This window comes from Streptomyces sp. NPDC059816 (genome assembly GCF_042732055.1).
Lineage (GTDB): Bacteria > Actinomycetota > Actinomycetes > Streptomycetales > Streptomycetaceae > Streptomyces.
The window spans coordinates 112,959-125,661 of sequence record NZ_JBHWIQ010000001.1 but is presented as its reverse complement, the minus strand read 5'-3'; the positions used below and the strand labels follow the sequence as shown (position 1 = coordinate 125,661).

The following is a 12,703-nucleotide window of genomic DNA, read 5'->3' as shown; positions in this document are numbered from 1 at the left end:
CCCCGGGGAGCCCGCCCCGTGGTCCGTCCCCCGGGCGCCCGCCTTCCCGTGGCCGTCGGCCGCGCGGCCGACGGGCGGCGGGTGCCCTGCTGGCGGTCGCGGCACTGCTGTTGCCGGGCTGCGCCGTGAGCGGCTCCACCACCGAGGTGTCGCTGGCGGGCGCCCTGCCGAGCCGCACGCCCGAGGCGCTGGCCCCGTACTACGCGCAGAAGCCGAACTGGCGGGAGTGCGCCACCGCCGGATTCCAGTGCGCGACGCTGCGCGCCCCGCTGGACTACGGCCACCCCGGGTCCGGTGACGTGAAGCTCGCCGTCGCCCGCAAGAAGGCCACCGGACCGGGCCGGCGCCTCGGGTCGCTGCTGGTCAACCCGGGCGGCCCCGGCGGCTCCGCGGTCGGCTACCTCCAGTCGTACGCGGGGGTGGGCTACCCGGACGAGGTGCGGGCGCGCTACGACATGGTGGCCGTCGACCCGCGCGGGGTGGCCCGCAGCGAGGCGGTGCGCTGTCTCGACGGCGCCCGGATGGACGCGTACACGCGGACCGACGTCACCCCGGACGACCAGCGGGAACGGCAGGCCCTGGTGGCCTCGTTCAAGGAGTTCGGCAAGGGCTGCGCGAGCCGTTCCGAACGGGTGCTGCCCCATGTGTCGACGGTCGAGGCCGCGCGGGACATGGACCTGGTGCGGGCGGCCCTGGGCGACCGACGACTCACCTTCGTGGGCGCGTCGTACGGGACGTTCCTCGGTGCGACGTACGCGGGGCTGTTCCCGGCCCGGGTCGGACGGCTGGTGCTGGACGGTGCGCTGGACCCGTCGCTGCCCGCGCGGCGCATGAACACGGACCAGACGGCCGGGTTCGAGGCGGCGTTCGGGTCCTTCGCGAAGGACTGCGTCCGGCGGTCGTCCTGTCCGCTGGGTCGCTCGGCCGCGCAGGCAGGCCCGCGGCTGAAGGCGTTCTTCCGCGCACTGGACCGCGCACCCGTGCCCGCCGCGAAGGGCGGCCGGGAGCTGGGCGAGGCGCTGGCCACGACGGGGGTGATCGCGGCGATGTACGACGAGGGGACGTGGCCCCGGCTGCGTTCGGCCCTGACCGCCGCCCTGGACAAACGCGACGGCAGCGGCCTGCTGGCCCTCTCGGACGGTTACTTCGAGCGCGGTGCCGACGGCGAGTACGGGAACCTGATGTTCGCCAACGCCGCGGTCAACTGTCTCGACCTGCCCGCGGCCTTCACCTCGCCGGAGGAGGTCGAGGTGGCGCTGCCCGACTTCGAGGAGGCGTCGCCCGTCTTCGGCGAGGGGCTGGCCTGGTCCGCACTGAACTGCGCGTACTGGCCGGTCCCCGCGACCGGCGCCCCCCGCCGCATCGAGGCCCGGGGCGCCGCTCCGATCCTGGTCGTCGGCACCACCCGGGACCCGGCGACCCCGTACCGCTGGTCCGAGGCCCTCGCCGACCAGCTCGCCTCCGGGGTCCTGCTCACCTACGACGGCGATGGCCACACCGCGTACGGGCGCGGATCCACCTGCGTCGACTCGGTGATCGACCGCTACCTCCTCACCGGTACTCCGCCCGCTGACGGGAAGCGCTGCTCGTAGCGGTGCCCGGGCCACCCTCCCGGGGGTGGTCCGGAGCACTAGTCGAAACTGTGTAGACTTTCCTCCGTCGCGCACCACATCCTGGTGCACACGCCAGCCGCCTTAGCTCAGATGGCCAGAGCAACGCACTCGTAATGCGTAGGTCTCGGGTTCGAATCCCGAAGGCGGCTCTGAAGGACCCCAGGACTCACTCGCCGTGACCTGGGGTTTTTCGCTTTTCCGGGGTGCGACGGCGCCGCCACACCCTGGACAGCTCGCATCCCGCCCTTGTTCATCCCACCGCTGCGGCAGCTCCCGAGCCCTCCCGAAGGAGAAACGAGTTGCACGGCGGCGTACATCGTTTCCAGACGCTCCGGCTCCAGCTCGTTCAGCCGGTGCCGGCGAACGCCGGGGGCGACGTCGTTGCGGGGCGTTGGATCCGTAGTCACCATCGAGAGCTCGAAGCTCCGGCGCGCTCTCCGCCGATCGGGCAGGCTTGCCGGCAGCCACCTGCTCCAACGAAGCCGGGCAATCCGGTTGTGGCTCGGTATACCTGCGCCTAAGGTGCACGGAGGCAAGGAGCTCGGGACAGGACCTGGGCCACCGCCGGTTTCTTCGAGGTACGGAGCGTCGGAACGCGCCCTCGCCACCACCTCTCTCCGCATTCTTCCGTGACCACCGTGCTGTCTCGGCCCGGTGGTCGAAAGGCGTTCTCATGACCGTTTACTCTCAGCACGCGAACCGCGGGAAGACGCAGATCCTGGCGACTTACCAGGGGCCGGGCGGCGTCGGATCGTCGACGGTGACGAGCCTCGCCACATCCGCCCTTGCGGCACCGATCGTTGACGCGCTCAATCGGATCTCCGCCCTCACCACCGTTCCGGTGAGCGTGCACGATCGTCGTGACCGTGGGGTGGCGCACTATCCAACGAAGCACCTTGCAGCGCTGACCGACCCGGCTTCACGCGTCGGTCTTCTGGGCGGTGCGCACAGCCTGTGGTACGAGTACGCCTGTCTGGAACTGCACCGGGCGCTCGCCGATCTGGACGGAGCCCTGACGGCGGTGCCCGAGCCGATCCGTATCGCGATCAACGCGGAACTGGAATCGGAGGCGCGCCAGTTGTCCGAGGCGCTCGCCGAGTACACGGAGGGAACTTCCGTGCCCGAGACGGAGGACCGGCGCTCCTGGGACTTCGGGCAGCCGTTCGTGACGTATGACGGCGGAGTGGACATGCTGAGCCGTGAGGCACGTGAGCGGCTGGATCGTCTGGAAGAAGGGATCACTCCGGAGGAGCGTGCGGAGGCCATCGCGAACCTGCGGGTGTTGGTCACCGCCTGCTCCCGGTTCCCGGACATGATGGGAGGTCTGGAAGAGGCCAACCTTGAGATCTTTGCTGAGCCGTACGACGCAGACGGGTACTACCTGTCGGTCCACGCGCCGGAACCCGGTGGCGACGGCGCCGATCTCTGGAACGTCGAGATCGGCCGTTGGGTACCCGATGACCCCAACGAGGACTACGAGGAGTGCAGCAGCGCGACGGGTAGTTCGGTCGTTCGCTGCGTGCTCCCCACGTCGCCGAGCGCTGATGAGATCGCCGATCTGTTGAACCGGATCGAAGGCCGACCGGACCTGCTCGCCAAGTGGGCAGAGGTGCGTGTCGGAGGGGTGCTTGAGGGGACGCAGTTCGTCGTTACGGAGTGCGGCGACGACTGAGCCTCGGCCCTCACCAGCGGGCGGCGAGGCGGGAGTTGCCGAGGGCGCGAGAGAGGCCCGCTTCCAGGTGGGCGCACGTCCATCGCATGGGGAGTGTCTCCCCCCGGGGAAAGTGACGGGATGTCGTGCATACGGTGGGTGATGCATTGACTCCGCGGCGCCCACCGCGGTTGCATGCTTGACGGTCCCTCCGGTGGAGGTTTCCGGAGGAGAGACGTCGTGTCCTGCCCGAGGGGAGAGCATGAGGGGAATCCCGAACCGGAGCACCACCCAACGTGTGCGGTCCACCCTGAGCGCGACGGTCGTCGTCTGCGCCGTCACGCTGGTGGCGCCCACCGTCGCCACCGCCGCGCCACCCGGGCCGACGGTCGCGACGGGCGGTTCCAGCGTCGGTGTCGAGAGGATCAGCGTCGCGACCGACGAAGGCTACGGCGCCGCCTCGATCACGCCCGACGGCCGCAGCATCGTCTTCACGTCGCTGAAGAACGGCCCGGCACAGGGCGGCAACGCGGTGTACGTCCGCGACCGGCAGGCGGGGCAGACCAGGACGGAGCCCCTGAGCGAGGGCTGGACCCCGGCGATCAGCGGCGACGGGAGACAGGTCGCCGCCAACGCCCCGAGGCAGGGGATGACCGCCGAGCGGATCCAGCAGCACTCGCTGGACCTGGGCCTGCTTCCGGTCACCTGTGGCCGCTGCAACCAACCGTCGCTGAGCGCGGACGGCCGCCACCTCGCCTTCGGCCTCCTGCTCCACCCGCCGCTGAACCGGCACGTCGTGGTCGCGGACCGCAACGGCGGCAGCGAAACCATCGCCGTCCTCAACACCTCGGCCCCGGCCCGGCCGTCCATCAGCGGCGACGGCCGCCACGTCGCCTACCAGGACCTCGCGTACCGGACCGAGGGCGTCTACCTGTGGGACCGGACCACCGGCACCACGTCGGGCCCCCTTGAGGGACCGTCCACGAGCGCGTCGCTCGTCCAGCTCAGCGACGACGGCAACAAGGTCGTCTACCTCTCGGGCTCCGACACCTACGTCCACGACGTCGCCTCGGGCCACGCCCAACGGGTGGCGAACGTGCAGGGCGTGGCCATCGACCCCACCGGCCGCTACCTGCTGTACACCCCGAGCGGGACGGGCGGACCGTCGCTCGTCCTGCGCGACCTCCAGACGGGCGCCGACGAGACCGTCTCCGACCAGCCCGCCACCGCCGAGGTCGACTCGGTCAGCGCCGGCGGACGCGAGGTGGTCTTCCAGTCCGCGGCCGACGGCATCGTCCCCGGCGACACCAACGGCACGTCCGACGTCTTCGTCCGCCGCTTCTCCTGATCGCCCCGGTCTCCGGCCGCGCAACGGGGTCCACCAGTCGGTGGACCCCAAGTTCAACCGGTCGCTGCTGTCGGCGCCACCGCTCGGACGAAGAGCATGGATGCCATGAAGAATCTCCCCGTACGCATGGCCCGTTGGAGCGCCGCCCACCCCTGGAAGGGCATCGTCGGCTGGCTCGTGTTCGTCGTCCTGTGCCTCGGCATCGGCATCACCGTCGGCGCCAACCCGGCGACCACCGAGGACTTCCGCATCGGCGAGGCAGGACGCGGCGAGGAGATCGCCGCGGAGGGCGGGTTACAACAGCGCCCCGTCGAACACGTCCTGATCACCGCGAAGCCGGGCACCGGAAAGATCGACCTCGCAGCAGCCGACGCCGCCGCCGTCGACGTCGCCACTCGGATGCGCACCCTGCCCGAGGTGCTCACCGTCGCCGACCCGGTGCGCAGCGCGGACGACACGGCGGTGCGGGTCACCGTCACCCTGAAGGGCCCGGAGCTGGAGGGCAAGAAGCGGGTCGACGCGCTGCTCGAACAGTCCGCGGCCGTGCAGGAGGCCAACCCCGGACTGCGCATCGAGGAGACCGGATCGCCCTCCATCAGCAAGGGCGTCGACAAACTGCGCGGCGACGACCTCGCCCGCACCGAGATGATCGCCCTGCCGGTCACCCTCATCACCCTGCTGCTGGTCTTCAGCTCCGTGGCGATGGCCCTCGTGCCGCTGCTGCTCGCCCTGTCCTCGATCGTCGCGGCCGTCGGCCTGTCGATGGTGGCCTCGCACGTCTTCCCCGACAACGGCATCGGCACCAACATCATCCTGCTGATCGGCCTGGCCGTCGGCGTCGACTACACGCTCTTCTACCTCAAGCGCGAACGTGAGGAACGGGCCCGTGCCAACGGCAAGCTGAGCTCGCAGGCCATCGTCGAGCTCGCCGCCGCCACCTCCGGTCGGGCCGTCGTCGTCTCCGGTCTCGCCGTCGCCGTCTCCAGCGCCACGCTCTACCTCGCCGACGACGTCATCTTCTCCTCCATCGCCACCGGCGCGATCCTCGTCACCCTCGTCGCCGTCATCAGCTCCCTGACGGTGTTGCCCGCCCTCCTCGCCAAGCTGGGCATGCGCGCCGAGCGGCGGGCCGAGCGCCGGGCGGTCCGTGGGCTCGCGCCGAAGAAGCAGCGGACCCACAAGTCGGGCCCCGGCCGACTCACCGCAGCCGTGCTGCGTCCCGTCGTCAAGCGGCCCGTCGCCACGCTTACCGTCACCGTGTTCGCGCTGCTCGCCCTCGCCGCCCCGATCCTCAACCTGAAGCTCACCGACATGGGCCGGGAGACGCACTCCCGCACCATCGAGGCCATGCAGGTCTACGACCGGCTGAACGCGGCCTTCCCGGATCTGAAGTCCATGCACCAGGTCGTCGTCCGTGCCGACGCCGACCGTGCGCCCGAGGTCACCGCCGCCCTGCGTGAACTCGCCGCCGACGTCGAGGACGACCCGCGGCTGAGCGGGGACTCCCAGCTGAACACCTCGCCCGACCGGCGGATCAGCCTGCTCCAACTCCAGGTCCCGCACTACGTCAGCAGCGACGAGGCGCAGTCCTCGCTCCAAGACATCCGCGACACGTTCGTCCCGAAGACCATCGGACAGGTCGAGGGCGCCGAGACCGCGGTCACCGGTGACGTCGCCCGCTACACCGACTACCCCGCCCACCAGGAACAGAAGCTGCCGCTCATCATCGGGGCGCTGCTCCTGGTCACCTTCGCCATGACCGTCTGGGCGTTCCGCTCCGTGGTCCTCGGGCTGGTCGGCATCGTCCTCAACCTGCTGTCCGCCGCCGCCTCGCTCGGCATCCTCGTCCTGGTCTTCCAGCACACCTGGGCCGAAGGGCTGGTCGACTTCACCTCCACCGGCTCGATCGGCTCCCGCGTCCCGCTGTTCCTCTTCGTGATCCTGTTCGGCCTGTCGATGGACTACCAGGTCTTCGTGATCAGCCGGATCCGGGAGGCCGCCCTGAACGGGGTCCCGACCCGCAAGGCCGTGATCGAGGGAATCGGCAGCTCGGCGGGCGTGGTGACCAGCGCGGCGGTGGTCATGGTCACGGTCTTCGCCAGCTTCGCCGCCCTGCACCTGATCGAGATGAAGCAGATCGGCTTCAGCCTCGCGGTCGCCGTCCTCCTGGACGCCTTCGTGATCCGGATGCTGGTCCTGCCGTCCATGATGCTGCTGCTCGGCGAGGCCAACTGGTGGCCCTCCCGCGGGGTGCGCCGTGCTCGCGGAACCGCCGAAAAGGCCCCCCGCCCGCTGGAATCGGTAGGCTGATCGACCGGACCGACGCACCCTCAACTCCCTGACCAACGAGGTGAATCACGGTGGCTCAGTGGCAGCAGCAGCCGGGCGACCGGCTCAGCCCGGACCGTATCCGTCGCTGGAACTCGGCCGGCTGGATCCCGTTCGGACTGCTGCCCCCGGCCGTCGCCGTGCTCGACGCCGCGCCGGCCCGGCGGTACGGGCTGCTCGCCCTGCTCGTCCTGATCGCCCTGTGCCACCTCGTCGTCCTCGTCCGGCCGGACAACTCCGTCCTGCGCCCCCGCACCTACCTCGCCGTCCTCGCCCTCGTCCTGGGCGCGACGTCGTACCTCCTGGACGGCGGGGCCGCCTTCTTCGTGGTGTCCCTGCCGCAGTTCTGGTTCTTCACGCAGGCCCCGCGGGAGGCGATCACGCTCAGCGGGGCCGCTGCGGCACTCACCGTGCTGGGCGCCACGTTCGGCCAGGGCTGGAGCCCGCAAGTCCTCTCCGGCAACGCGGTGTTCACCATCGTGGCCTATGTCGCCGGGGTCCTCCTAGGGGTGTGGGTCTACCGCTTCGTCGGTCAGAGCAACGAACGACAGGAACGACTCACCGCCGAACTGGCCATGACACAGGAGGAATTGGCAGCCGTGTATCAGCGACAGGGGGCGGCCGAGGAACGCGAGCGACTCGCCCGGGAGATCCACGACACCCTCGCCCAGGGCTTCGCCTCCATCGTGGTGCTGGCGGAGGCCGCCCGCGCCGCCACCGTCACCGACCCCGTGCGCTGCGCCGAGCAGCTCACCTCCATCGAGCAGACCGCGCGCGAGAACCTGGCCGAGGCCCGGGTGCTCGTCGGTTCCGCTCCCGAGAGCGGTGTCGCGCCCGGCTCGCTGGCCACCACCCTGCGCAGGACCCTGGACCGTTTCGTCCAGGACACCGGCCTCACCGTCACCGCCGAACTCCCCGACATCGGGCTGGACCAGCGCACCCGCGTCGCCTTGCTGCGCTGCACGCAGGAGTCCCTCGCCAATGTGCGCAAACACTCCGGCGCCTCCACCGTCGGCGTCGTCCTCACCGCACTGGAGGACGGCGTCGAGTTGGAGATCACCGACGACGGGCGCGGCTTCGTCGTCGAGGACTCCCGCGGATTCGGTCTCGACGGCATGCGTCGACGGCTGGCCGAACTCGACGGGGCGCTCTCCGTCACCAGCTCCCTCGGGGACGGCACCCGTGTCCTCGCCAGCCTTCCCACGCACAGTCAGGACTGACCATGACCGAGACCGACACCGGGACCGAAGGTGGCCGCATCCGCGTGGTCGTGGTCGACGACCACGCCGTGATGCGCGCCGGAGTCGTCGCCCTGCTGGCCCACGAGCCCACCATGGAGATCGTCGGCGAAGCGAGCGACGGCCGTGAGGGCGTCGGCCTCGTCGCGCGGCTGGCCCCCGACGTGGCCCTCCTCGACCTGCGCATGCCGGTGCTCGACGGGGTGGCCGCCACCGCCGAGATCGTCGCTCTGCCGGTGCCCACCCGGGTGCTGATCCTCACCACGTACGACACGGACGTGGAGATCGAACGGGCCGTGGAGGCCGGCGCCGTCGGCTATCTGCTCAAGGACACCACCCGCGAGCAGCTGGCCGACGCCATCCGCTCGGCGGCGCGCGGCGAGACGGTCCTCGCGCCCAAGGTCGCGGAGCGGCTGGTGGCCCGGATGCGCCGCCCCGAGCCGGTCGCGCTCACCGCCCGGGAGCGGGACGTGCTGAGTGCCGTCGCCGACGGCCTGTCCAACGCCGAGATCGGCCGCCGGCTGGTCATCGGCGAGGCCACGGTGAAGACGCACCTCCTGCGGGTCTTCGCGAAGCTCGACGTCAGCGACCGCACCCGGGCCGTCGTCGTCGCCCTGGAACGCGGACTCCTCGCACGCTCCTGAGGACCGGGGCGCCCGAAGACCGTTTTGAGCAGGGCGCGTTCCGTGCCCGACGCGGCGCACATCGGGCACCCGCACTCTCCGTCCCAGGAGGGAAGTGCTTGCACAGCCGCCTTGCCCTGCAACTCCCGTCGCATTGGCTGATCAACTCGTTGTGGTGACCGTGAGCGAATGGTCTACTCCTACGTGCGTTTCAGGGTGGCCACTCCGTCCCTGGCTCGAAAGTGCAGCAACCCCGGGGACCGAACTCCACGGAACCGAACCCACGGAACCGGGCCACCACCACCGCCCAGGGCACCGACGACCGACGAGAAGTGAGGCGAACCATGAAGTTCCTGAACCGACTCGGCGACACCCTGCTCGGCAAGCTCGCACCCGAGACCGAAGCCTCGGCCGAAGGCCCGAAACCGTGCCTCGGCTACTGCCCCAGCGGCTCGTGCATGAACGCCGCGCGGGAGAACAGCGCCTGCCAGGACCACAAGTACAACTCCCGCTGCTGTTTCTGGGGCGGCAGCGCCTGTCCCGTTCGCTACTGCACCCCGTGGACGTACTGCGGCCTGTGTTGACCGGTCCGCGCACCCGCTGTAACTGATCCGACGAGGAGGGCCCTTGCTCCGTCTGCTGTGGCACCACGCGGTGCGCCAGTGGGCCCGGTCCGCGGCCCTCCTCACCGGCATGCTCGTGGCGGTCTCCTCCTTCGTGGTGCTGACCGCCACCACCGAATCCAGCAAGCTCACCGTCACCGGCACCATCGCCAAGAGCCGTGGCCCCTACGACATCCTCGTCCGCCCCGGGAAAGCGGTGCAGGAACTGGAGCGGAGCGCAGGGCTGATCCGGCCTAACTCGCTCACCGACATCTACGGCGGCATCACCTTCGACCAGGTCGGCGCCGTACGCCGCACCCCCGGCGTCGAGGTCGCCGCACCCTTCGCCGCCCTAGGACACGAGTCGGACACCAGCGTCACGCTCATCGACCTCGCGAAGCTGGTCCCCCGGGGCACCCGGGCGACCTTCGAACTGGACCGCGTCTGGAAGTACGACGGCGGGCTGTCGACCGTCCGACAGGAACGACGGGCCGTCTTCATCACCCCGCACCGGCTGGAAGCCCGCCGCGGCCCCACCGTGACGCGCCCCAGTGCGGGCGGGGCCGACTTCGAGTCGGCGCAGACCAACCGCTACTTCGAGGTCCTCCCCTCGGGCCGGCGCCGCGAGGTGTGCAAGGGCGGCGTCCGGGTGGAGGAGCACACCACCCAACTCGTCAACGTCGTGACCTGCCTGTCGTGGGCGGGCGTCACGGACCTGGAACCCCTCAGCGGCGACGGGAAGTTCGGCCCCCAGACGCTGGTCTACACCGGCTTCCCGACCACCCGCCTCGTCGCGGGCGTCGACCCGGAGGCCGAATCCCGACTCTTCGGTCTCGACACCGCGGTGACCGAGGGCGATTACCTGAGCCCGAAGGCCCCGACGCCCGTCACCTCCCGACCGGCCGACGACCCGGCCTCCGCCGTACAGGTGCTGCGCTCCGACCGCGCCGCCCGGGACCTCGAACTCTCCGTCACCCTCACCCGCCGCGGCGAGGACCGCCCGGTGACCCGCAAGCGATTCGAAGCCGGATCGCTCAAACCGCGGCAACGCGTCGGCAAGGTCGACGAGTTGGGCGGCCTCCTCTTCCGGCCCACCAGCCCGGTCGCCTACGACCGCACCGACGGGGGCACCCTGCGCCCCCGTACCGTCGAACGCCCCGAGCACGACGAGACGGTCCTGCCGCTCGACGGCCAGGACACCTGGTTCCGCCGGCTCATGCCGCTCGGCCAGAACCGGCCGTGGGGAAGCCCCCTGCCCAAGGTCGTCGGCACCTTCGACCCCCAGCAGCTGCCCGAGTACGACGCGGCCAGCCGGCTCCCCCTCGGCACCTACGGCGAGCCCGCCCTCTCCGGAGCGGACACCCGCTCCCGCGCCCTGCTGGACGGCCGGGCCCTGCGGCCCGCCTCCTCGCCCACCGCCTACGTCCAGCAGCCGCCCTCCGCCCTGATCTCGATGGAGTCGGTGCGGTGGCTCGCCGACCACAACCACCTCTCCTACCGGCAGAACATCGCGCCCGTCTCGGCGATCCGGGTCCGGGTCGCCGGGGTCACCGGCGCCGACGAGGTGTCCCGCGAGCGGGTGCGCGTGGCCGCCGAGGAGATCCGCGAACGCACCGGACTCCACGTCGACATCGTCCTCGGTTCCTCCCCCGTCGCCCAGCAGGTCGTCCTGCCGGCCGGGGAGAACGGGCGCCCCGAACTCCGGCTCACCGAATGGTGGAGCAAGAAGAACGTCGCCACCCAGATCATCAAGGCGTCCGACACCAAGTCCCTCGTCCTGCTCACCCTGGTCCTCGTCGTCTGCACCCTCTTCGTCGCCAACGCCGCCGCGGCCTCGGTGCGGACCCGACGCGCGGAACTGGGCCTCCTCACCGCCGTCGGCTGGCGACCACGGCACCTCTTCACCGTCGTCCTCGGCGAACTGCTGCTCCTCGGAGCCGTCGCCGGGGTGTTGGGCACGGGCACGGCCTGGGCGGCGGGGCGGGCGCTCGACATCGACGTGCCGCCCGGCCGGGCGCTGCTCGCGGTGCCCGTCGCCCTGGCCGTCGCCGTGGTCAGCGGCGCCGTGCCGGCGTGGTCGGCAGCCCGGGCCCGCCCCGTCAGCGCGCTGCGGTCGGCCGCCACCACCGGACGACGGACCCGCATGTTCGCCGGGGTGACGGGCATGGCGCTGGCGGGCGCGGTACGGGCCCGGGGCCGGAGCCTGCTCGGAGCCGCCGCCGTGGCCACAGCCGCAGCCGCGACCCTCCTGCTCGTCGCGGCCACCGCCACCTTCCGCGGCACCCTCGCCGGCTCGGTGCTGGGCGAAACCATCTCGGTACAGGTCCGCACCACCGACCTCGCCGCGGTGGCCACGATGGTGCTCCTCTCCACGGTGGCCGTGGGCGACGTCATGTACCTCGGCGTCCAGGACCGCGCGGCCGAGTTCGCCCTGCTGCGCGCCGTCGGCTGGGACGAACGGGTGACCACCCGACTCGTCCTCCTCGAAGGCGCCCTCATCGGCTTCGTCGGCTCGCTCACCGGAACGCTGCTCGGCACGGTCGCCGCCCTCTGGCTGGCACCCACCGGAGGCGGCACGGAACTGGTCGTCCCCGCCCTGAGCGTGATCGCCGCGGGCACGGCCCTGTCCGCGCTCGCCAGCCTGGTCCCCGTACTGCTCCGCCGCCGCCGCTCCACGGCCCGGCTGCTGGCGGAGGAGGGCGTATGACGTACGTGCTCCTCACGGCGCGGCTGGCCCTCGCCGGAGTCCTCCTGGTGTCCGCCGTCGCCAAGGTCCGCGCCCTCGATGACACCCGGGCCATGGTGGACGGGCTGCTGCGCCGGATCGGCCCCGGCGCCCGCCGGCTGGCCCGGCCGGCGGCCCTCGCCCTGATCGCGGCGGAGGCCGTCACCGGGCTGGCGCTGCTCGGCCCGGCGACCGCGGCGCAGCTCGGGCTCGTGGCCGCCACCGCCCTGACCGCGGGCTTCACCGCGATGGCCGTGCTGGCCACCGTCACCCGCACCGAGGTGGCGTGCGCCTGCTTCGGCCGACCGACGGCGCGGCTGGGACCCCGCCACATCGTCCGCAACGCGCCCCTGCTGGGCCTCGCGGTCCTCGGGCTGTGGGGGAGCGCCGTGGCCTCGGGCACGTCACCGGCGCTGCCCGCCGTGGTCCTGTGCGTGCTGACGGCCGCGCTGATCACCGCGGTGACCGCCTTCTTCGACGACATCGCCGACCTCCTGGCCACTCCTTGACCACCGCGCACCCCGTGCGGTGCGGCCCGTGCCGTGCAGACGGTGCGGCGCCACCGTGCGGCGCAC

At 71.5% G+C, this 12,703-nt stretch carries 9 protein-coding genes and 1 tRNA gene; all 10 read left to right on the top strand.

The window, feature by feature from the left end; all coding sequences use genetic code 11:
- The first annotated feature begins 86 nt into the window (after positions 1–86).
- The 10 genes from ACFV88_RS00560 to ACFV88_RS00515 all read left to right on the top strand — a co-directional run bounded on the left by ACFV88_RS00560 (position 87) and on the right by ACFV88_RS00515 (position 12,637).
- Positions 87–1,592: an alpha/beta hydrolase gene (locus tag ACFV88_RS00560; protein ID WP_385485158.1), complete on the top strand. Its 1,506-nt coding sequence runs from the start codon at positions 87–89 to the stop codon at positions 1,590–1,592.
- A 96-nt stretch (positions 1,593–1,688) separates the two neighbouring features.
- Positions 1,689–1,762, top strand: a tRNA-Thr gene (locus tag ACFV88_RS00555).
- Positions 1,763–2,373: 611 nt separating this feature from the next.
- Positions 2,374–3,285, top strand: a complete 912-nt coding sequence (locus tag ACFV88_RS00550; RefSeq protein WP_385484290.1) for a hypothetical protein — start codon at positions 2,374–2,376, stop codon at positions 3,283–3,285.
- Between the two features lie 241 nt (positions 3,286–3,526).
- Positions 3,527–4,612 carry a TolB family protein gene (locus tag ACFV88_RS00545; protein WP_385484287.1) on the top strand — a complete coding sequence of 362 codons (1,086 nt, stop codon included), beginning with the start codon at positions 3,527–3,529 and terminating at the stop codon, positions 4,610–4,612.
- Between the two features lie 105 nt (positions 4,613–4,717).
- Positions 4,718–6,922, top strand: a complete 2,205-nt coding sequence (locus ACFV88_RS00540; protein WP_385484284.1) for an MMPL family transporter — start codon at positions 4,718–4,720, stop codon at positions 6,920–6,922.
- A 50-nt stretch (positions 6,923–6,972) separates the two neighbouring features.
- Positions 6,973–8,160, top strand: a complete 1,188-nt coding sequence (locus ACFV88_RS00535) for a sensor histidine kinase (protein ID WP_385484281.1) — start codon at positions 6,973–6,975, stop codon at positions 8,158–8,160.
- A gap of 2 nt (positions 8,161–8,162) precedes the next feature.
- Entirely contained in the window at positions 8,163–8,822 is a 660-nt protein-coding gene (locus tag ACFV88_RS00530; RefSeq protein WP_385484278.1) for a response regulator, read from the top strand.
- Positions 8,823–9,145: 323 nt separating this feature from the next.
- Positions 9,146–9,385, top strand: coding sequence for a hypothetical protein (locus ACFV88_RS00525; RefSeq protein ID WP_385484275.1), 240 nt, complete (start codon positions 9,146–9,148; stop codon positions 9,383–9,385).
- Between the two features lie 43 nt (positions 9,386–9,428).
- Entirely contained in the window at positions 9,429–12,110 is a 2,682-nt protein-coding gene (locus tag ACFV88_RS00520) for an ABC transporter permease (RefSeq protein ID WP_385484272.1), read from the top strand.
- Entirely contained in the window at positions 12,107–12,637 is a 531-nt protein-coding gene (locus tag ACFV88_RS00515; RefSeq protein WP_385484269.1) for a MauE/DoxX family redox-associated membrane protein, read from the top strand. The genes ACFV88_RS00520 and ACFV88_RS00515 overlap by 4 nt, the downstream gene beginning before the upstream one ends.
- Positions 12,638–12,703: the final 66 nt, after the last annotated feature.